Origin of the sequence: Oricola sp., from assembly GCF_965230365.1 — a bacterium.
Taxonomy (GTDB): Bacteria; Pseudomonadota; Alphaproteobacteria; order Rhizobiales; family Rhizobiaceae; genus Oricola.
On the sequence record NZ_OZ246003.1, the window covers coordinates 3,492,153 to 3,512,300 of the forward strand.

Sequence of the window (20,148 nt, forward strand, 5' to 3'; positions counted from 1 at the left end):
TCCCCATTGCATTCTCGGGATCATAGCCACGCGATACGGAACGATTGGCCTACGAGTTATCACCGCCATCCGGGCGCCGGTTACGGACGTTTCAGGCGGCGTTTCTCCGCACCTGCTGCTCGATCCACATATAGGTCCTTTCGAGACCGGCCCGGAGGGGCTCGGAGGGACGCCAGCCGAGCTTGCTCTCGATCAGCCGGTTGTCCGAGTTTCGGCCACGCACCCCGGTGGGACCGGGGATGTGGTTCTTGTGAATTGTCTTGCCCGCGATTCCGGAGACGTAGTCGACAAGCTGATTGATGGTGACCATCTCGTCGGATCCGATGTTGACCGGCCCCTCGAAATCCGAGCGAGTCAATCGGATGGTGCCTTCGAGGCATTCGTCGATGTAGAGAAACGAGCGGGTCTGCTCGCCGTCACCCCAGATTTCGATCTCGCCATTGTCGCGCGCCAGGGCAATCTTGCGGCAAATGGCGGCGGGCGCCTTTTCCTTGCCACCCTGCCATGTGCCTTCAGGGCCGAAGATATTGTGATAGCGGGCCACCCGATTGGTCATGCCGAAATTGCGGTTGTAGGCGAGGAACAGCCGTTCGGAAAACAGCTTCTCCCAGCCATACTCACTGTCGGGCGCTGCCGGATAGGCAGAGCTTTCTTCCAGATTGGGATTGTCCGGATCGAGCTGGTTGTATTCCGGATACATGCAAGCAGACGACGAATAAAACACCCGCTTGATACTGCGCTTATGCGCACGGTCGGCTATGTTCAGATTGATCGTCGCGGAGTTGTGCATAATTTCCGCATCGTGCTCGCCTGTGAATATGTAGCCGGCACCGCCCATATCCGCAGCCAACTGATAGACCTCGTCGAACCGGCGATCAATTATCCGATCGCAAACGGACTGCTCACGCAGATCCCCGATGACGAAGTCATCGGCAGCGCTTTCGGAGAATTCCGGGAACTTCAGGTCCACACCCCGGACCCAGAAGCCCTCTGCCTTGAGCCGCTTCACAAGATGGCTGCCAATGAAGCCGCCGGCCCCCAAAACAATCGCTGTTTTTGTCATCTGGTTTATCAATATCCAAGTCTGCTTTGCACGTACCGAACCGAGGGTATGCTTCCCTTTAGGAATGTTTCTGATATCGGCGTCTTTCGCCGCTGGACGCCATCCGCCGTTACACTCTCCCGAGACTCTCTTCAAGCTCGACAGTGCCGTCTTCAGTGAATTTAGCAAACCTGATTTCGGCACCTTCCTCCAGTACCAACAGCCCAGCACTGCGGAGATCGATCCAACGACAGTTGCCCGCGCCAACGAGGCGATCTGCACGCCGGATAATTTCCGGGTATCCAGCCAAAAACCACCGTAGTCGCCATTACCCGGGAGGGTACGCTCACGGCTTCAAAGGGCCCGATAGATCTCGGCATAGTGCTGCGCCATTCTCTCGATCGAGAATGTGCTTTCGAACCGCTCGCGCGCCCTCGCGCCAAACTCCTTCGCCTCGTCGGGGGCGTTCAGCAGGCGCATCATCGCTAAACCGATAGCCTCAGGATTCTTCGCAGGGATCACCAACCCGGTTTCTCCATGCAGATTGATGAAGCTCGTTCCTGTGCCGATTTCGCAGGTGATCATGGGTTTTCCCATCATAGCAGCTTCCACCAAAGATATCCCATAGGCTTCCGACCGCAGATGCGACGGGAACACAAAGCCGTCGCATAGAGACAGCAGCGCGTATTTGTCCAGCTCGTCGAGTCGGCCCAAAAAATGTACGTTTGTGCAAGCGCTTGAACCGGCCAGTTTACTCAGCCGCTGTGCTTCAGGGCCAGTGCCAACGATCGCAATGTCCGCATCGACATGCCTGGCCGCTGCAACCAGATACTCCAACCCCTTGTAATACCGTAGCATTCCGGTGAATATAAAAAGCCTGCGTGGAAATCGCTTTCGCCACCGCCCGACGATGTCCGCATCGCCCGCGCTAGCAGAAACATCCGCGATCCCAGGCGGAATAACGACAACCTTTTCGGCGTAGCGCTGTAGGGTTTTGCTTGTGGAGACATAGTTCGGTGACGTAGCGACGATCCGCTCCGCACCCCCGAGAAATCTCGCCATCAGAGGACTATAAAGCCTCTCAAGATAACGCTGGCGCACGATATCCGAATGATAGGTCACCACGTATTTCCGGGAGGGATTCACCATGAGATGTCCCAAATCCATGAATGGCCACGGAAAGTGATAGTTGATGACGTCATGCATCGCCGCCTGCTGTTTGAGCAATCGCAAGAAGTCTCGGGAAAATCCGGTGGACGCGACTTCAAAATCGCGTTTCGCGGTCAAGGCGCGATGACCGTCGGCCCGTCCTTCTACATCGGTCCGCTCGCCCAATGACAGGACCGTTGATTCCACGCCGAGTGCGGCAGTACCCACCACAATCGAATTGATCACGCGCTCAATGCCGCCATAGGTTTCCGGCATGTAGGTCTTGAAAACGTGCAAAACTCTCATCTCCAACCGCCGGCATCGATCCCGATTGAGCGAACGCGCTGCGCGTACAAGCACGGTTGCAGATACGTCGAATTTGCATCGCTTGCTGTTAACTGTCGCGGAAAGCTGTTAGCAACCGCCTCGCGACAGGTCGCACGACAAGGGCATTTCTCCGCCAAGTATATGTTCTTAGGCGCTTTTGCAGAGTATTCATGAATGGGGTTCATAGTATGAGAATCGTTGTCGTAGGTATGGGCTATGTCGGCCTTTCCAACGCAGTCCTGCTCGCGCAGAACAACGAAGTTGTCGGTATCGATATTTCGAGCGAGCGAGTAACCCTCTTGAACGCCCGCAAGAGCCCGATACAAGACAGCGACATCGAGCGTTACCTGGAAACGCGTGACCTCCTCTTCTCGGCGAGTACAGACCTCTCGGCTGCGAGTCGCGATGCTGACTTCGTGATCGTCGCAACACCGACCGACTACAACCCTCAGACAAATTTTTTTGACACGTCTAGCGTGGAAGGTGTGATCCAATCGGTCGCCGCAGTTAACAAGCATGTTCCTATCGTGATCAAATCGACAATACCTGTTGGATTTGTGCACAACCTTCGTAGTGAACTGGCAACCGATCAGGTTTTCTTCAGCCCGGAGTTCCTGCGTGAAGGACGGGCACTCCATGACAATTTGCATCCAAGCCGGATTGTCGTCGGCGAACGTTCGGAGCGCGCACAGCGCTTCGCCGACCTGCTTGTCGAAGGCGCATTGAAAAAGGACGTACCGATACTCCTGACCGAGCCTTCCGAAGCCGAAGCGATCAAGCTGTTCGCAAACACGTTTCTCGCGATGCGAATTGCGTTCTTCAATGAACTCGACAGCTATGCGCTGAAATACGGCCTCGATTCGCGAACCATAATCGATGGAGTGAGCCACGACCCCCGGATCGGCCATTTCTACAACAATCCATCATTCGGCTATGGCGGCTACTGCCTGCCCAAGGACACCAAGCAACTCCTGGCCAACTACTCTGAAGTCCCGCAGAACCTGATTCAGGCAATCGTCGACGCCAATCGAACCCGCAAGGATTTCCTGGCCGACCAGATCCTGGCGAAAAACCCGCGGGTGGTCGGTATTCACAGGCTCGTCATGAAAGCCGGCTCGGACAACTTCCGCCAGTCTTCCGTGCAAGGGATCATGAAGCGCCTCAAGGCGAAGGGCCTGGATGTGATCGTTTACGAACCGGCCCTGGAAGAAGACACGTTCTTCTCCTCACGCGTGTTGCGCGACCTCGACACCTTCAAATCGGAATCGGAAGTTATCGTCGCCAACCGCATCACACCAGAATTGGAAGATGTGGCCGGAAAGGTTTTTACCCGCGACCTGTTCGGTTCCGACTGACATCGCCGTCCCGACCTCCCGCTTGCCCTTCAATGTTCCGGTCAATGCGGGCCGTTGACCGGCGTTCGAGACTATTCCTCGCGAAATGCGCGGCTGAAGGAGTCGGTCAAGGGTTTGACGAGGTACTCCAAGAACGTCCGTTCTCCGGTGGAAACATATACCTCAACCGGCATGCCGGGATAGATCTGCTCACGATCCAGGTTGGCGGGAAGCTCCTCGGTGATCCGCAATCGCGCCATGTAGTAAGGTTGTTGCGTCGATTGGTCGACGAGACGGTCGGGCGAAATGAACGCGATTTCTCCCGGCACCTGGGGCGTGACGCGCGAATTGAGCGCGACAAAGCGCATATCTGCGGTCTGGCCGACCCGTACTGCATCGATATCCGATGGCTTCAGGCGCGCCTCGATGATCAGGTCGGAGCTTGTCGGCAGAAGATCGGCGAGTTCATCGCCAGGGCGTACGACCGATCCGATCGTGTTTTTGTGGACCGCTATGATGATTCCGTCGGACGGTGCGCGCACCGTCACCCGATCCAATACGTCGCGGGCGCTTTCGAGTTGCCCTTCCAGGTCGCCGACAGCAGCAGTCACCTCATTCAGTTCTCCAAGAGCAGTTTCGACCCACTCCGTATCCTGCCGGACGAGTTGCTCCTCGGCCTGGGCGATCGCCAATCGTGTCTGTTCAATCTGCGCGGTCATGGCGCCGATTTGCCCCACCAGCTCCGCCTGTGTTCGCAGCAAGGCGGTGTACTCGGAGCGATTGGTCAAGCCTTGGTCGAGCAGCCGTTTCTTGCGCTCGGTCTCGTCGTCTACGACAGCCAGTTGCGCTTGCAGCGCCTCCAGTTGGCTGCGGTACCCGACAATCGCTTTTTGCGAAGCATCGGCGCGTTTGGTGAGGATCGCGACCTCCGAGGTGTAGCGCGAAAGCCGCGCGGCATATTCCGCGCGCTGGTCGCTGAGCGCCGCGGTCAGTCCCAGGCGCTCCGCCTCGGCTGCAAACGGCGCATTGAACACAGTCTCGGCTGCACGGTCGCGCTGTGCCTCCAAACGAAACTGCCGGGCTTTAAGATATACCCAGCGCGCAGATAGCGACTCGACAGTCGCACGCGCCTGGGTCGCGTCGATCTCGAACATCGCATCGCCTCGCCGAACGCGATCACCCTCCTCGACGTGGAGCGCCTTGATGATGCCGCCTTCCAGATGCTGCACGACCTGGTTGCGGCCTGCGGCAGCAACCACACCGTCAGCGATAGCCGCTCCCGACAATGGTGCGGTCGACGCCCAGACACCGAAAATCACGGCAAAGACGAAGAGCGCCGCATAGCCGACAAAGAGCACGCTGCCGGTACCAGTCTTCACCTCGCCGGCCCAATCGCCAGCCTGAGGCGAAGCCGGTTCTACGGGAACGAAGGCGGTAACATCCGTCATGCTGTCTCTCCACCCGAACGCGGCTTCATGCCCGGACCGAACGCGGCGAATGGCGATCTTTCCTCGCGCGTGCCGCTGTCGGCTGCTGCACCGCCACCGGCATTCGACCGCACGAGCTTGATCGCTGACTTGTCAGCAGGACCCCGGCCCGCCGCCGGATCGGCGCTCACCCTGTGGCGGGCAAGCACCGCGTCGCGCGGCCCGAAATCCTCAATCATCCCCTCGCGCAGCAAGAGGATGCTGTCGACCTTGCCGATGATCGACATACGCTGTGTGATGATCACGACTGTCGCTCCGGTGGCGCGGGCATTGTCGATCGCCGCCTCCAGCGCCGCTTCGCCTTCCCCGTCCAGATTGGAATTCGGCTCATCGAGCACGATCAGACGTGGGGTGCCGTAGAAGGCGCGGGCAAGGCCGATCCGCTGGCGTTGACCGCCGGAAAGCGTCATCCCGCCGGGTCCGATCAACGTGTCGTAGCCATGCGGCATGGTCTGAATCAAGGAATGCACGCAGGCGCGCTCGGCCGCGTCGATGATGTCGGACGCACTTGCCGAAGGATCGAAACGCGCAATGTTCTTGGCGATCGACGCTGGCGGTATGTCGACGTCCTGGGGCAAGTAGCCGATATGGCGCCCGAGCCGAACCGGATCCCAATTGCGGATGTCGGTTCCATCGATGCGCACCACCCCCCCACTGGGATCGACCGCGCCGACCAGGAGCCTGGCCAGTGTCGACTTTCCGGCGCCACTCGAGCCGATCAACGCAACGACGCTGCCAGCGGGGATTTCGAATGATATGCGCTTGATGACAGGATCGGCGCCGCGCCGGGATTGAGGCGGGAAGTAGACGATGTCCTCGCAAGCGATGTCACCGATCGGTTCCGGCATGTCGGTGTACCCGCGGTCGCGCGGCAGCTGCCCGGTCGCATCGGAGAAACGCTTCCAGGCAGCGCGAACTTCGACGAACTGGCGCCAACCACCGATAACTTGATCCATCGGCTGCAATCCCCGGCCCGAGATCAGCGACGCGGCAAATATCATGCTTGCCGTCATCTGGCCGTCCAGAACCAGCCATGCGCCAACGCCGAGTACCGCTATCTGCAGGCCCATCCTCAGAAAACGGGAAATGCCGGTGAATATCGCGTTGGTGCGCGCGATCGCGTCGGTGGCGGTGAGCGCGGGAACATGCGAACGCGCCCATTCCCCCAGCGCATTGTCGATCATGCCCATCGACCGCAGTGTTTCCGAACTACGCACGAACGATTGCGCAACAACCGATTCCGTGAGGAAGAGGTTGGATGCCGCACGGTTGCCGCCAGCCGTCATCATCTGGTTGAGAATGGCAATCACCGTCATCGCAACGGCACCGGCTGCGGTCAGCCAGAACAGGTAGGGATGCACAACCCAGAGCAAGGCGATGAACAGAGGCGCGAAGGGCAGATCGAAAAGCGCAAAGACGCTCCGCGATCCGATAAACGCCCGCACTGACGCAAGATCGCGCATCGGCTGGATGTCCCCAAGGCCGGCCCGCTGCGACAGCATCGCCGCCTGCATGGCGCGTTGGCTGTTTTCGACATCGAATCCGGCCGCGACCCGACCGGCAACAACCATCCGCACCATTTCGAGGATACCGAGAAGCAGCAGTGCGCCAACAGCGAATGCGGACAGATAGACAAGCGTGTCGGCGCTCGATGACGGCAGCACGCGGTCATAGACCTGAAGCAGAAACAAGGGCGTGGTCAGCAACAGCACGTTCACGCACAGCGAGAACACGCCGATCTGCAGTATGGCCCGTCGAAACTTCGCCTTGCCGGGCAGCATTCCTATTCCCCGAACAATCATCTCAGATTGCGGGCAACATACGCACAAACCGCCTGTAATTACGTTAATGAGCGAATCCGGCCGGATTCCCAATATCCCACCGATGAAACGCGCTTCGGCGTTTCAGATATGCAGCCGCGCCAAGTCTTAGCTTCCGCGATAGGTCGAATAGCTCCAGGGCGATACGAGCAGCGGCACATGGTAACCCGCTGACGCGTCGGCTATTGCGAACCTGACCGGCACAACGCCGAGAAATGGGACGCCGTCGGGCGTATCCCCACGGGCGGCGAAATAAGGCGCTACCTCAAAGCGGATTTCGTAGGTTCCAGTTGCTATTTCATCCGCGCCAAGCAGCGGTTCGTCGGTTCGGCCGTCGCTGTTGGTGACCGCGTTCTTGACCGTCGTCAGTTCGCCGTCATCTGAGACCTTGGAGAGGGTCAGGCGCATGCCAACGGCCGGACAACCATTGGCCGTATCGAGCACGTGGGTTGAGAGTTTCGCGGCCAAGTCAGTCTCCAATCAGATCGTTGAGGCGGAAGCTGCCGATCCTGGCAATCTGCGCCAGTGCTTCGGTCTTTTCTGCCTGCGGGATGTTGGCCAATCTCGTCTCGAATGCCTTCAGGATCGAATGCTTGTCATGCCCGCGCACGGCAAGAATGAATGGAATATCGAAGCGCTCTTTGTAGGCATCGTTCAGTTCGTGAAAACGGGCATATTCGCCGGCCGTCAGCCGGTCGAGACCCGCTCCGCTCTGCTCTGAAGTCGATTCACGGGTCAATTCGCCGGCCAGCGCGGCCTTACCGGCAAGATCGGGATGGGCGCGGATCAGCGCCAGTTGCGGCTCGTCACCGGCCGCATCGATCGCGGCGACCATCGCGCCATGCAAAGCTTCCACCGAAGCGAAAGGGCGTTGTCCGACGACCGCCTCCGCGACCCAAGGCGAATGCTCGAAGATCCCGCCCAGATGGTCGACGAACACCGAGGCCGGGCACGAATTAAGATCGCTCAGCGAGATATTCATCAGCTTTCCGCGCTCCTGGAACGGATGTCGAGGATGGCGGCGAGGATGTTCTCCGGCGTTGCCGGCGCACGCAGGTCGGGCGACAAGCCCGGCCGACCGCAGGACGCAATCGCATCCCTGATCGCGAGCCAGACGGAAACCGCCAGCATCAGCGGCGGTTCGCCGACCGCCTTGGACCGGAAGACTGTTTCTTCTGCGTTTGGTGCATTTTCCAGGATGGCGACGTTGAACTCGCGCGGCACGTCGCGCGAGCCAGGGATCTTGTAGGTCGACGGGCCGACGGTACGCAGCTGTCCACGCTTGTCCCACCACAATTCCTCGCAGGTCAGCCAGCCCATGCCCTGAACGAAAGCACCTTCGATCTGGCCCAGATCGATCGCCGGATTGAGCGATGCGCCGCAGTCCTGCAGCAAATCGGCGCGCAGGCAGCGGCTTTCGCCGGTCAGCGTGTCGACCGCCACTTCGGCCACCGCCGCGCCATAGGTGTAATAGAAGAACGGCCTGCCCTTCAGGGTCTTCACGTCCCAATGGATCTTTGGCGTGGCGTAGTAGCCCGCCTCGGAGAGCTGGACACGGGCCGCCCACGAAAGCTTCGCCAGTTCGCCGAAACTCACCGAGCGATTGCCGGCGTGTACCCGCCCCTCGCGAAAAACGATCTCATCGGCGGACACGTCGAAATGATCCGCCGCAATGTGCGTCATGCGCCCCTTGATGGCATTGGCGGCGTTGAAGGCCGCCATGCCGTTGATATCGGAGCCGGTCGACGCCGCCGTTGCGCTTGTATTCGGTACCTTGCCGGTCGCGGTAGCCGTGATCTTGACAGTCGAGATATCGACCTGGAACACCTCGGCCACCACCTGCGCGACCTTCATGAACAGCCCCTGCCCCATCTCGGTGCCGCCATGATTGAGATGGATCGACCCGTCCTGGTAGACGTGAACGAGCGCGCCCGCCTGATTGAGCGCGGTCAGGTTGAACGAGATGCCGAACTTGACCGGCATCATCGCAAGACCGCGCCGCAGCACGGGATCAGAGGCGTTGTGCGCGTCAATTTCGGCACGCCGCCGCGCCCATTGCGACGTTGCCAAGACGGTTTCCGTCACCTCGACAAGACGGTTCTGCTCGACCGGCTGGCCGTAGGGCGTCTCCTCGCCGGTCTGCGGTCCGTAATAATTGATCGCACGCACACGGTTCGGGTCGAGTTGCAACTCGCGCGCGATCTGGTCGACGATCGTTTCTATCGCGACGATCCCCTGCGGACCGCCGAAACCGCGGAAGGCGGTGTTGGATACGGTGTTCGTCTTGCAAGCGTGGCCGACAAAGCGCGCGGCCGGAATGAAGTATGAGTTGTCGCTGTGCGTCAGCGTGCGGGTGATCACCGGACCAGTGAGATCGGGTGTATTGCCGGCGCGGGCGAGATACTCGATGTCGAGCGCCTCGATCCGACCTTCTTCGGTGACACCGGCCTTCCAGCTCGCGACCATGTCATGGCGCTTGCCCGTCGCATGCATGTCGACCGAGCGCTTGAGGCGAAGCTTCACCGGCCGGCCGGATTTCCGTGCCAGCAAGGCGGCAGCGGCCGCGATGATCGTCGGCTGGCTTTCCTTGCCACCAAAACCACCACCCATGCGACGTACAAACACGTCGATTCCCGCGGCGTAGCCGCCGAGCACGTGAGCAACATGGTGCTGAACTTCGCTCGGATGCTGGGTGGATGAGTGGATCGTCATATCGCCGTCCTCACCGGGTACGGCGTAGGCGATATGGGTTTCGAGATAAAAATGATCCTGACCACCGATATCGAGGCGGCCTTCGATCAGGCGCGGAGCCTGCGCCAGCCCGGCAGCGCAATCGCCAACCGCAACCACCTGTTCGGGGATCACATATTGACCGGCGCTATGCGCTTCCTCGACATCGAGGACCGGGTTTGTTTCTTCGATCTGAAGCCCAACGGCGCGCGCCGCCTTGGTTGCGGTTTCAAGGTCTTCTGCGGCGACCGCGCCGACCGGCTGACCAAGGTAATCAACCACATCGGCCGCAAACAGCGGTTCGCCAGGCATGATCGGGCCGATTTCGTTTGCGCCGGGAATATCCGCAGCGGCAACGAATGCAGCGACGCCGGGCATCGCGAGTGCCGCAACCGGATCGACCGACCGCAGCCTTCCGCATGCCACCGGCGACATGACCAGCGCGGCGTGAAGCGTTCCCGGCAGTTCCGGCATGTCGTCGATATAGCTCGCCTCGCCGGTCACATGCTTTAGCGCGCTGTCATGCGCCAAGCCCTTGCCGACCGTGGTGCGCTGAACCGATTTCACATCGATGCTCATAGCGCCATCACCTCCACGGTTTCGCCACTCAGGTCGCGCTCAAGGCGGGCCAGCAGCGCGGCGGCCGTCGTCATGCGGTAACCGGCGCTGCCGCGCCAATCCGACAAGGGCGTGAAGTCTTCCTTGAGCACCTCTGCCGCCGCCTGCATGGTTTCCGGCGAGAGGCCGGCGCCCCGCAACCTGTTCTCGGAAGTTGTCGCGCGTTTGGGAATCGCGGCCATGCCGCCATATGCCAGGCGGCAATCGGCGATCGCCCGACCGTCGAGGCGTAGCCAGAAGGCGCCGCAAACCGTCGAGATATCCTGATCGTATCGTTTGGAGAGCTTGTAGACCCGAAATGCGCAGTCCGGCGCAGCCCTTGGCACATCGACAGACACAATCACCTCGTCGGGCCGCAGTGCGGTCTTGCGGTAATCGAGAAAGAAGTCCTCCAACGGCAGGGTCCGGGCGCCGCCGACGCGGGATGCCAGCGTAATCGAAGCGCCGAGAGCGATCAGGGCGGGCGGTCCGTCGCCGATCGGGCTCGCGGTACCGATATTGCCGCCGATCGTTCCCATCGAGCGGATCTGCGTTGACCCGAAACGCCGGATCAGCGTCGCCAGGCTGGGATAATCGTCCGCTACGGCGGAAAGAACCTCTTCCCAGGTGGCGGCCGCCCCGAAAGTGAAGTGGTCAGCGTCCACGCAGACAGCGCGCATTTCCTCGACATGGGCGGTGGAAAGGATGCGATCCCAATCACCCTCATAGTCGGCGCGGGCAACGCCGAGATCGGTTCCGCCCGCGAGGATGACAGCATCCGGATGCTCGGCGCGAAGTGACAGCATCTCTTCCAGCGTCGCCGGCTGATGCAGAACCGATCCGCCGAACTCAACCGTATTGCTGCGATCCGGCAAGTCGGGCTTAGGGCGTACAGGCCTGTCGATTGCCGCGGCTCTGGCAGCCGCCTCGACGATCGGCCGGTAGCCGGTGCAGCGGCACAGATTGCCGGCCAGTGCGTCATGAACCGCGTCTTCGGGCGGGTCGTCTTCGCGGTCAAGCAGCCCCGTCAGCGCCATGACAATGCCCGGTGTGCAGAATCCGCACTGCGAGGAGCCGTTTTCTGCCATCGCCGCCTGCAATGCAGTCGGGTTGCCCGCGTCGCCCAGGCCCTCGATTGTCGTCAGCTCGGCTCCGTCGATCTGGGCTGCGGTCATGATACAGGCATTGGCGGCAAGCCGTGGCCCGTCGCCGCGACGCAGGAGCACGGTGCATGCGCCGCAATCGCCTTCCGCGCAACCTTCCTTGGTTCCCTTCAAACCGGCTTGCAGCCGGACCAGGTCGAGAACGGTCGTATCCGGCCGGACGGCGTGCTCCACCGTCTCGCCATTGAGCACAAATCGAATAGCCGCAGCCGGCTGGTCATGTTCAGTCATGTTACTCCGGGGTCTTATGACGCAGGTCCGCTTCCTCAATCCTGTAGCGGGCGTTTGAAAATTCTTTTTCCTCGAGATTGATCCCGGGACCGTCACGGTCGACCACAATAAAGTCGCTTGCCGCCTGCAATGCAAGCAGCGGATGATGCCAGACATTCCTCGCATAGTTGACGCCGATACCCGGCGGACAGAGGAATGCGCGCGGCGGTGCGGGTTTGCCGCCATCATCGAGGGAGACGACCGCGAGAAAGGGTCGCGACGACACCGGAAAGAACAACTGGCTGCCGAGCGGATGGCGCTCCATCATCGCAATCTCGATCGGCAGATCGAATGGTTGGCCGCGAAAGACACTGATGATCGCCCTCCCGCCGGACGCGCCGACATCGATCTCTGCAAGGTCGTGAAACCGCTGTGTAGTTCCACCATTGATCACGCGCAGCTCTGCGCCTGCGGTCTCGACCACGTCGCCAAACGGCGCGAATGCCTGCCTCGTCAACGGTTCGACCGGTAATGCCGTAACGTCCATGTCCGTCACCCGGAGGTCTGCGGCGGATACACCTGCCACCAGTGGCGGGCGATGTCGATGCGGCGCGTGACCCACGCATCCTCAAAGGTGCCCACATAGTCCAGGAACCGCGCCAATGCAGCGGCGCGCCCCGGACGTCCGACAAGCCGGCAGTGAAGCCCGACAGACAGCATCTTGGGCGCGCCGGCCCTGCCCTCGGCCAGAAGTACGTCGAAACTGTCCTTGAGGTAGGCATAGAACTGGTCACCGCTGTTGAAACCCTGCGGCGTCGCAAAGCGCATGTCGTTCACGTCGAGCGTATAAGGCACGATCAGGTGCGGCCCTTTCGGGCCGTCGACATAATATGGCAGTTCATCGGCATAGGAGTCGGCGGAGTAGACGAACCCACCCTCCTCCATCACGATCCGCAGCGTGTTGACTGACGGCTTGCCTTGATAAATCCCGAGCGGCCGCTCGCCCGCCACCTCGGTGTGCAAGCGGACGGCCTCTTGAATGTGCGCCCGCTCCGTTGCCTCGTCGAAATCATGATAGTCGAGCCAGCGCAGGCCGTGGCTGGCAATTTCCCAATCAGCCTCGCGCATCGCGGCCACCGCGTCGGGATTGCGCGCCATGGCGACGGTGACGCCATAAACGGTGACGGGCATGGCGCGTTCGGTAAACATGCGCCAAAGGCGCCAGAAACCGGCGCGCGAGCCATACTCATAGAGCGACTCCATGTTGAGATTGCGCTCGCCAGGCCAGGCATCGGCGCCCACTATCTCTGAAAGCAGCTTCTCGGAAGCAGGGTCACCGTCGAGAATGCAGCTTTCGCCGCCCTCCTCGTAATTGACGACAAACTGGACAGCGATCTTCGACCCGTCTGGCCACTGGGGGTCCGGCGCATCGCGGCCATATCCCATCAGATCGCGGGGGTAGTTCATACGTGCATACATAGGCGAAAACTGGCACGGCTTGTTCGCCCGCTGCAAGCCCGACCGACATGGCACAAGCGGAAAAAAAACGCGCGCCCGGGCTGCCTGCGCGAATATGGCGTTCAGATTCCGCAGAGGTAACCGCGCAGGTAATAATCTCGGGCAATTATTAGCTTCTTCCGCTATTCACACCGCAAAAATGATGGTTATCAATTTCATAATCAGTTTTTGTTAGCATAAGAGCGTCTCGGCAACCAATATCCACAATATAAATAGCGGGCGAATTGATGAAAACAAATGAATTTTACAATCCCGCTACGAGTATTTCCTTAGAAGGTTCCCTAAAGTCAGTCAGGGAATCGATAACCGCTCACGATATATTTAAGATTTTCAAACTTTTCAGCGCGGCAATAGGACTCCCCCACTTCATCGTGATTACTGGGAATGGCGCAGGGGTCAGGAATGAAAGCCGCAGTTATGTTCTGACGAATTTTCCGAACCCTGTTCTGAACTTCTGCATCGAGAATGACCTTTTCGGGGAATCACGCTTCTTTCAGCGCTTGCAAGACGGCGCGCTACCGCTTGCAGGCAGCATTTCGGAATATCTTGGCGACACTCCCGGCGAGACAGAAGCGCTAAAATATATCGTCGACAGCGGGATCGACAGCTTCACTTGCGTCCCCGTAAAGGGTCCGCATGATACCGAAGCACGTATCTTGTATGGCGGAAATCGCCCGCTGCCGGACCACGCAGAAATGGCGGAAATCGCCTATCTGTCAATGCATGCTTTCAACAAGCTTCAGTTTACGCTCGGCGAAGAGGTATCCGCAGAAAAAAACCCGTTGACCCCAAGGGAGACGGACTGTCTGAGACTGTCAGCCACCGGTCTCTCCGCGCGTGAGGTAGCCGCAGCTCTTGATATGGCGGTCCACACGGTGAACTATCACATCGCAAATGCCACGGTTAAGACGCGCGCAAAGAACAAGACCCATGCCGTCGCCGAGGCGATCAGGCATGGGTGGCTCAATCAGAAACGCAGTTCTGCCTAGAAGCGGTTCGCTTACGCCGAACCCTTCGACCGGCGCGCGAAGAGGCTCCAGATGGCGGGGACCAGCGCGGCCGCCAACGCGGCTTTGATGACATCCGAGATCATGAACGGCCCGACACCCCAGATCCATGCCTTCTCCACACCGTAAGCCGGATGGAAAGCGATCCAAAGCGCGCCGATCAGAATAATGATCGTTGTGCCGGCAAGGTTGAAGCCGAAAAGTGCGAACGGCTTCCTGGAGAAACCATGATCGGCCGCCCAACCGGTAATCGCGGCGGCGATGACGAAGCCAACGAGATAGCCTGTCGTCGCGCTGGCCGCAAAATAGCCCAGGCCGCCGCCATTGGTGAACACCGGTAATCCCATCGCGCCTTCGGCAAGATACGCGAGCAGCGTGGCGATAGCGAGGTTACGGCCATAGGCCGCGGCGATTGTGAAGATCGCGAGCGTCTGCAAAGTGGTCGGAACCGGCCACATCGGTACTTTGACCTGACCGGCGATGGCGATCAACGCCGATCCTGCGAGGACAAGGAAGGCCATCGTTGCGAAGCGCAGAAGGCGTTCCTGCGGAAGAGCCCGGTTGATCAGCGATTGCGAAGTGGTCGAAAGCGCCATTTTGGATCCCGTTGGTTGTTCGGATGCGAAAAGTCGTTCCCTTGCCTATATCGGGCGAACTGTTAATCAGCAAGACACGGCGGATCGATGCCCGCGGACAGTCCAGCGATCCGATGAGAAAGGTGCAGGAATGAACGACCTCGAATTTGAGCGACAGTTCGAACCGGCGCATGGTTCGGCGGTGCCGGTCGCCGACGATGTCCTGCGCGTCACCGTCAACAATCCCGGACCATTCACCTTTCATGGCACGAACAGCTACATTGTCGGACGCGAAACGCTCGCAGTCATCGATCCAGGTCCTGACGACGATGCACATCTGCGTGCGTTGCTCGATGCCATCGGCGGACGCCCGGTCAGCCACATCCTTGTCAGCCACACCCATGCCGACCACTCGCCGCTGGCGGCGCGTCTCAAGGCGGCAACTGGCGCTGTTGTCGCGGCCGAAGGGCCGCATCGCGCCGCGCGCCCGCTCAACATCGGCGAAATCAACCCGCTCGACGCTTCGTCCGACACCGCGTTCCAGCCTGACCTCAGGCTCGCCGACGGCGAGGTTGTCGATACTGGCGAATGGGCCATCGAGGCTGTGGCGACCCCCGGCCACACTGCCAATCACATGGCATTCGCACTCCGGAATACCGGCATCCTGTTTTCGGCCGACCACGTCATGGCCTGGGCAACGTCAATCGTCGCGCCCCCTGACGGCGCAATGGCCGAGTACATGACTTCGCTCGAGCGATTGCTGGAACGTGACGAGCAGCTATACCTGCCAGGACACGGAGGTCCGGTCGCGAAGGCCGGCAAGTTCCTGCGTGGACTTCGCGCTCACCGCAAGATGCGCGAGCGGGCGATACTCGACCGCATCGCAAAAGGTGACCGCACCATCGCGGATATCGTGACCGAGATTTACCGCGACACCGATCCGCGTCTGCACGGTGCGGCCGGCCTGTCTGTCCTGGCCCACATGGAAGATCTGGTGTCTCGCGCACTGGTGCGAACCGACGGTCCGGCCGCCATCGACGGCATATACGAACCGGCGTAGCCACCGTCCGCGTCAGATCGGTTCGACGTCGGCGATCGCCACCAGTTCGTAATCGAGTGTTTGCAGGTAGCGTTCGATGACCCGGGCATTCCATCCCAAATCGTGAGAGACATGTAGTACCCGGCCGCGAAGGTCGACAAAGCTGCTGTCGCCTTCATCAGTGATGCGCAGCACCATCTGCGCCGGAAGCCCAAGCACGGGAATTCGATTTTCGAACTGGAAGAACAGTTCATCGTCCGCGCTTGCCCGCCCCCGCCGTGTTTCGAGCCTCCATCCGCTGGTGTCGGCAACGGCAAGCACCGTTGCCTCGATCGCGTCAGGTGCCGCGCGGTACCGCCTGCCGGTTAGCGACGCGTAGCCGTCGCCCAGTGTGGCGGCAACCAGGGCGGGCCGGTTGACGTTTTCGCTTTCGATTTCGCTGCGAAACATCGGTGGGTTGACCAAATCCGTGGATACATCGCTTTGATGCGGCATCGCCGCCGCCAGGAATGCCGCAGCTGCATACGGCGTCAAGGTCGGAATCAGCAGCAGGATCGCGAATATCGTCTGGCGCCCGCCGCGGGTGCCGTAGACCCAGAGGCTGCGCAACGCGCCGACGACCAGCACAATGCCGAGAAGCGCAACCGCAAGCACGATCCAGACAAGCGCCCGCAGCACCGCCTCGTCGACGGAACCTGACCGGTATGCCAGCAACGATATGACAGCGAATACCGGTACGAACAGCGCAACTCTGACCGCCCACGCGGCGAGCGCCGATCGCGGACGTGGCGGCAGCGGGCGCAGGATGAGCGAATTGCGATAGCGTTTGGCCATAACACGGCGTTAGCGCGAAACGGCCGCCGGGGCAAAGCCAATCACGAAACAACCCAATTTGCGCCCGCTTTGCGCCCTATTGCTGACAAACTGCCGTACTGATTTTGAGACGCCGGGAAGGGCTGGGCACGAATAGGAGTAGCGTAGTATGGCGTCGGCCCAATTGGAGACCACCACAGCAGTCGAAACGATCTGCAGCCAGTCACCCATCGAGCTGGAGGACATGGCAGTCGAAAGACTTGCGGACCTTGGAATTCTCGAGATCGATTTCGCTATCGACCGCGACACTTTGCGGCACGCGGGCTTTGAGCATTGCCTGTGCGATGCCTGCGCGATCACCGACTTCGAGTTCCTGTTCCAGTTGCCCGCCTTCGACCGGATCCCCGGCCAGAAAATCGCCGTTCTCTCCAACATCACGGACGGCTCGGTGATTTTCGCAGTACTCAATGACGGCGGCGATGACATCGAAATCGTCCGGCAGGATGACATGCCCAGCGAAATCGCCAGCTTCGCAAATGCCTTTATGGATGTGTTTTTGCAGCTCGGTGATCTCGCGGCCTGACCGCCGGTTCACATCTCGCTGGCGGCCAAGGTCGCTTGGGCGGCAGCGAGCCGCGCCACCGGAACACGATAAGGCGAGCATGAGACATAGTGCAGACCCGCAGATTCGCAGAATGCGATCGACGCGGGATCGCCACCATGCTCGCCACAGATTCCCAGCGTGATGTCGGGTCTGGTGCGCTTGCCGCGTTCACAGGCCATGTGAACGAACTCACCGACCCCCTCCACGTCGATCGTCAGGAACGGATCGCGGTCAATCACACCCTTGCGGAGATACTCGTTGAGATAGACCGCTGCATCGTCGCGCGAGATCCCGAAAGTCGACTGGGTCAGGTCGTTGGTCCCGAAAGAGAAAAACTCCGAACTCTCGGCAATCAGGTCGGCGCGTATCGCCGCGCGCGGCAATTCTATCATGGTTCCAACAAGATAGGTGAAAGACCTGCCCCATTGATTCACCACCGAGGCGGCGATGACGTCGATGCGGTCCTTGATGTATTTCAGTTCGCGCTCATAGGCGACCAGCGGCACCATGATCTCGGGCACTACCGCTTCACCGGTGATCTCGCCCGCTTCCATAACGGCTTCGAAAATCGCCAGGGTCTGCATGTCGATCAGCTCGGGAAAGCAGATCGCAAGCCGCACGCCGCGATTGCCGAGCATCGGATTGATCTCGTGCAAGTCCTCGACCTTGCGGCGAACTCGCTCGACATCGATGTTCATTGCAGCGGCGAGATCGTGCATCTCCGGGACCGTGCGCGGCAGGAATTCATGCAGCGGCGGGTCGAATAGCCTGATCGTGACCGGCAACCCACCCATGATCTCAAAGAGCTGCAGGAAGTCGGCCTTTTGCATCTCGCGCAGTTGCTCCAGCGCGGATTGGCGTTCGGCATCGTCGGCTGCAAGAATGAAGTTGCGCACAGCCCTGATGCGATCGTCATCGTAGAACATGCGCTCCGTGCGGCACAGCCCGATGCCTTCGGCGCCGAATTCAAGCGCCGTTTCGGCTTCCTCGGCGGATTCAGCGTTCGTGCGCACCTTCATGCGCCGGATCTCGTCGGCCCATTGCATCAGCGTCGCAAAATCGCCGGACAGCTCCGGCTGTACGGTCGGCAACTCGCCAAGCAGGACCTCACCGGAGGTGCCGTCGATGGTGATGACATCGCCGGCCTTCAGCTTCTTGCCGCCGGTAATCAGGAGCCCGGCCTCCATGTCGATACGGATCGTGCCGGCGCCCGAGATGCAGGGCTTTCCCATACCGCGGGCAACCACGGCGGCATGGCTCGTCGTGCCACCATGCGTCGTCAGGATGCCCTGCGACGCGTGCATCCCGTGAATGTCTTCCGGACTGGTTTCGGGACGCACGAGGATCGCTTTGCGGCCATCAGTCAGCGCTTTTTCGGCGGCCTCGGAGGTAAACACGATCTCGCCGGTCGCAGCACCAGGCGAAGCCGGCAGACCGCGGCCGATCACTATCCGTTCGATGTCGGGCGCGACCATCGGGTGCAGCAATTGCTCGAGGGACGCCGGATCGATGCGCTTGAGTGCCTCCGGCTTGGAAATCACGCCCTTCTCGGCCATTTCGACGGCGATGCGAATGGCGGCGCGCGGTGTGCGCTTGCCGGGGCGCGACTGCAGCAGCCACAGCTTGCCGGCTTCCACCGTAAACTCAATGTCCTGCATCTCGCGGTAGTGGTCTTCCAGGCGCTTGGCGACCGTGCGCAACTCCTGGTAGGTGACCGGCATGGCGATGTCCATCGGCGCGATATCGGTCGTCGTCTGCTCGGTTCGGGTCAGCGGATGCGGCGTGCGCGCACCGCCGACAACATCTTCACCCTGCGCATTGGGAAGAAACTCGCCATAGAGCCGATCTTCGCCCGTGGTCGGATCGCGCGTGAAGGCAACCCCGGTGGCCGATCCCTCGCCCATGTTTCCAAACACCATAGACTGGACCGTGACGGCGGTGCCCCACTCCTCCGGAATTCGGTGCAGCGCCCGGAACGTCACCGCGCGCGGGTTCATCCAGCTTTTCAGCACAGCGCGGATCGCGCCCCACAATTGGACCCGCGGCTCTTCGGGAAAATCCTCGTCGAGCTCGGTTCGAACGAGCCGTTTGAAGCGCTCGATGACCGCCTTCCAGTCATCTTCGCCGAGATCGCCGTCGCGGGCGACACCGGCATTGGCCTTGACCAACGCGATCTCGTCTTCGAACAACGACGCATCAATATCCATGACAACGCTGCCATACATCTGGATGAAGCGGCGGTAACTGTCATAGGCGAACACCGCGTTGCCCGTCGCCTTGGCGATTGCGGCCGCGGTATCGTCGTTCATCCCGAGATTGAGGACCGTGTCCAGCATGCCCGGCATGGATTCGCGCGCACCGGATCGAACGGAGACCAGCATTGGACGTTCGCCGTCGCCCAACTTCTGCTCCAGAAGCTGCTCCAACTGCGACAGCGCCGCATCGACCTGCCGGTCTAGACCTTCGGGCAGCGCGTGTGCATTGGCATAGAAATACCGGCAGACCTCGGTGCTGATCGTGAATCCCGGCGGGACCGGCATGCCAAGACGCGCCATCTCCGCCAGACTTGCGCCTTTGCCGCCGAGAACATCGCGTTCGCGGGCGCTCCCTTCGGCCTTGCCCACCGAAAAACTGTAAACCCAATGTGTCATTCGGCGCCCGCCAATTCCTCCCGACCGCCCGTCGCCGCGCGCAGTCTTGCATAAACGTGACGAAGCAAAAGCGCGAATTACG

The 20,148-nt window shown here is 60.5% G+C and carries 17 protein-coding genes; 4 read left to right on the forward strand and 13 right to left on the reverse strand.

Annotated elements, in window-relative coordinates; all coding sequences use genetic code 11:
- Positions 1-91: 91 nt before the first annotated feature.
- Complete coding sequence (locus ACO06R_RS16930; RefSeq protein ID WP_421852704.1) at positions 92-1,324, reverse strand: NAD-dependent epimerase/dehydratase family protein; 1,233 nt, start codon at positions 1,322-1,324, stop codon at positions 92-94.
- Between the two features lie 72 nt (positions 1,325-1,396).
- Entirely contained in the window at positions 1,397-2,497 is a 1,101-nt protein-coding gene (locus tag ACO06R_RS16935) for a glycosyltransferase (RefSeq protein WP_421852706.1), read from the reverse strand.
- A 209-nt stretch (positions 2,498-2,706) separates the two neighbouring features.
- Between ACO06R_RS16935 and ACO06R_RS16940 the strand changes: the two genes are divergently transcribed.
- A complete protein-coding gene (locus ACO06R_RS16940) occupies positions 2,707-3,873 on the forward strand; it encodes a nucleotide sugar dehydrogenase (protein ID WP_421852709.1) in 1,167 nt (388 codons plus the stop codon).
- Between the two features lie 71 nt (positions 3,874-3,944).
- Here the strand turns inward: ACO06R_RS16940 and ACO06R_RS16945 are convergent, their stop codons facing one another.
- The 8 genes from ACO06R_RS16945 to puuE all read right to left on the reverse strand — a co-directional run bounded on the left by ACO06R_RS16945 (position 3,945) and on the right by puuE (position 13,326).
- Positions 3,945-5,300 carry an HlyD family type I secretion periplasmic adaptor subunit gene (locus ACO06R_RS16945; protein WP_421852712.1) on the reverse strand — a complete coding sequence of 452 codons (1,356 nt, stop codon included), beginning with the start codon at positions 5,298-5,300 and terminating at the stop codon, positions 3,945-3,947.
- A complete protein-coding gene (locus ACO06R_RS16950) occupies positions 5,297-7,120 on the reverse strand; it encodes a type I secretion system permease/ATPase (protein WP_421852715.1) in 1,824 nt (607 codons plus the stop codon). The genes ACO06R_RS16945 and ACO06R_RS16950 overlap by 4 nt, the downstream gene beginning before the upstream one ends.
- Positions 7,121-7,267: 147 nt before the next feature.
- On the reverse strand, positions 7,268-7,567 hold the full coding sequence (uraH, locus tag ACO06R_RS16955) for a hydroxyisourate hydrolase (RefSeq protein WP_421859477.1): 300 nt from the start codon (positions 7,565-7,567) through the stop codon (positions 7,268-7,270).
- Positions 7,568-7,628: 61 nt separating this feature from the next.
- Positions 7,629-8,141, reverse strand: coding sequence for a 2-oxo-4-hydroxy-4-carboxy-5-ureidoimidazoline decarboxylase (uraD, locus tag ACO06R_RS16960; RefSeq protein ID WP_421852718.1), 513 nt, complete (start codon positions 8,139-8,141; stop codon positions 7,629-7,631).
- Entirely contained in the window at positions 8,141-10,468 is a 2,328-nt protein-coding gene (gene xdhB, locus ACO06R_RS16965; RefSeq protein WP_421852721.1) for a xanthine dehydrogenase molybdopterin binding subunit, read from the reverse strand. Before xdhB ends, uraD begins: the two co-directional genes overlap by 1 nt.
- Complete coding sequence (xdhA, locus tag ACO06R_RS16970) at positions 10,465-11,880, reverse strand: xanthine dehydrogenase small subunit (protein ID WP_421852724.1); 1,416 nt, start codon at positions 11,878-11,880, stop codon at positions 10,465-10,467. Before xdhA ends, xdhB begins: the two co-directional genes overlap by 4 nt.
- A 1-nt stretch (position 11,881) precedes the next feature.
- The gene (locus tag ACO06R_RS16975) at positions 11,882-12,406 is read right to left on the reverse strand and encodes an ureidoglycolate lyase (RefSeq protein ID WP_421852727.1); all 525 of its coding nucleotides are present in this window, start codon (positions 12,404-12,406) and stop codon (positions 11,882-11,884) included.
- Between the two features lie 5 nt (positions 12,407-12,411).
- Positions 12,412-13,326, reverse strand: coding sequence for an allantoinase PuuE (puuE, locus tag ACO06R_RS16980; protein ID WP_421852730.1), 915 nt, complete (start codon positions 13,324-13,326; stop codon positions 12,412-12,414).
- 278 nt (positions 13,327-13,604) lie between these two features.
- Here puuE and ACO06R_RS16985 point away from each other — a divergent pair, with 278 nt between their 5' ends.
- Positions 13,605-14,366: a LuxR C-terminal-related transcriptional regulator gene (locus tag ACO06R_RS16985; protein WP_421852733.1), complete on the forward strand. Its 762-nt coding sequence runs from the start codon at positions 13,605-13,607 to the stop codon at positions 14,364-14,366.
- Positions 14,367-14,377: 11 nt separating this feature from the next.
- Here the strand turns inward: ACO06R_RS16985 and ACO06R_RS16990 are convergent, their stop codons facing one another.
- Entirely contained in the window at positions 14,378-14,980 is a 603-nt protein-coding gene (locus tag ACO06R_RS16990; protein ID WP_421852736.1) for a biotin transporter BioY, read from the reverse strand.
- Between the two features lie 130 nt (positions 14,981-15,110).
- Between ACO06R_RS16990 and ACO06R_RS16995 the strand changes: the two genes are divergently transcribed.
- A complete protein-coding gene (locus tag ACO06R_RS16995) occupies positions 15,111-16,019 on the forward strand; it encodes an MBL fold metallo-hydrolase (RefSeq protein ID WP_421852739.1) in 909 nt (302 codons plus the stop codon).
- Between the two features lie 12 nt (positions 16,020-16,031).
- Here ACO06R_RS16995 and ACO06R_RS17000 read toward each other — a convergent pair whose 3' ends face one another.
- A complete protein-coding gene (locus ACO06R_RS17000) occupies positions 16,032-16,832 on the reverse strand; it encodes a DUF1499 domain-containing protein (protein WP_421852742.1) in 801 nt (266 codons plus the stop codon).
- Between the two features lie 148 nt (positions 16,833-16,980).
- Between ACO06R_RS17000 and ACO06R_RS17005 the strand changes: the two genes are divergently transcribed.
- Positions 16,981-17,394, forward strand: coding sequence for a hypothetical protein (locus ACO06R_RS17005; RefSeq protein ID WP_421852745.1), 414 nt, complete (start codon positions 16,981-16,983; stop codon positions 17,392-17,394).
- Positions 17,395-17,402: 8 nt separating this feature from the next.
- Here ACO06R_RS17005 and ppdK read toward each other — a convergent pair whose 3' ends face one another.
- Positions 17,403-20,066 carry a pyruvate, phosphate dikinase gene (ppdK, locus tag ACO06R_RS17010; protein WP_421852748.1) on the reverse strand — a complete coding sequence of 888 codons (2,664 nt, stop codon included), beginning with the start codon at positions 20,064-20,066 and terminating at the stop codon, positions 17,403-17,405.
- Positions 20,067-20,148: the final 82 nt, after the last annotated feature.

What these genes read in the sequence shown, in the direction of transcription:
- ACO06R_RS16995 (WP_421852739.1), top strand. Translation starts at nt 15,111, where the DNA reads ATGAACGACCTCGAATTTGAGCGACAGTTCGAACCGGCGCATGGTTCG.
- xdhA (WP_421852724.1), bottom strand. Translation starts at nt 11,880, where the DNA reads ATGACTGAACATGACCAGCCGGCTGCGGCTATTCGATTTGTGCTCAAT.
- ACO06R_RS16940 (WP_421852709.1), top strand. Translation starts at nt 2,707, where the DNA reads ATGAGAATCGTTGTCGTAGGTATGGGCTATGTCGGCCTTTCCAACGCA.
- ACO06R_RS17000 (WP_421852742.1), bottom strand. Translation starts at nt 16,832, where the DNA reads ATGGCCAAACGCTATCGCAATTCGCTCATCCTGCGCCCGCTGCCGCCA.
- uraD (WP_421852718.1), bottom strand. Translation starts at nt 8,141, where the DNA reads ATGAATATCTCGCTGAGCGATCTTAATTCGTGCCCGGCCTCGGTGTTC.
- puuE (WP_421852730.1), bottom strand. Translation starts at nt 13,326, where the DNA reads ATGAACTACCCCCGCGATCTGATGGGATATGGCCGCGATGCGCCGGAC.
- ACO06R_RS16990 (WP_421852736.1), bottom strand. Translation starts at nt 14,980, where the DNA reads ATGGCGCTTTCGACCACTTCGCAATCGCTGATCAACCGGGCTCTTCCG.
- uraH (WP_421859477.1), bottom strand. Translation starts at nt 7,567, where the DNA reads ATGCGCCTGACCCTCTCCAAGGTCTCAGATGACGGCGAACTGACGACG.
- ppdK (WP_421852748.1), bottom strand. Translation starts at nt 20,066, where the DNA reads ATGACACATTGGGTTTACAGTTTTTCGGTGGGCAAGGCCGAAGGGAGC.
- ACO06R_RS16945 (WP_421852712.1), bottom strand. Translation starts at nt 5,300, where the DNA reads ATGACGGATGTTACCGCCTTCGTTCCCGTAGAACCGGCTTCGCCTCAG.
- xdhB (WP_421852721.1), bottom strand. Translation starts at nt 10,468, where the DNA reads ATGAGCATCGATGTGAAATCGGTTCAGCGCACCACGGTCGGCAAGGGC.
- ACO06R_RS16950 (WP_421852715.1), bottom strand. Translation starts at nt 7,120, where the DNA reads ATGCTGCCCGGCAAGGCGAAGTTTCGACGGGCCATACTGCAGATCGGC.
- ACO06R_RS17005 (WP_421852745.1), top strand. Translation starts at nt 16,981, where the DNA reads ATGGCGTCGGCCCAATTGGAGACCACCACAGCAGTCGAAACGATCTGC.
- ACO06R_RS16985 (WP_421852733.1), top strand. Translation starts at nt 13,605, where the DNA reads ATGAAAACAAATGAATTTTACAATCCCGCTACGAGTATTTCCTTAGAA.
- ACO06R_RS16935 (WP_421852706.1), bottom strand. Translation starts at nt 2,497, where the DNA reads ATGAGAGTTTTGCACGTTTTCAAGACCTACATGCCGGAAACCTATGGC.
- ACO06R_RS16975 (WP_421852727.1), bottom strand. Translation starts at nt 12,406, where the DNA reads ATGGACGTTACGGCATTACCGGTCGAACCGTTGACGAGGCAGGCATTC.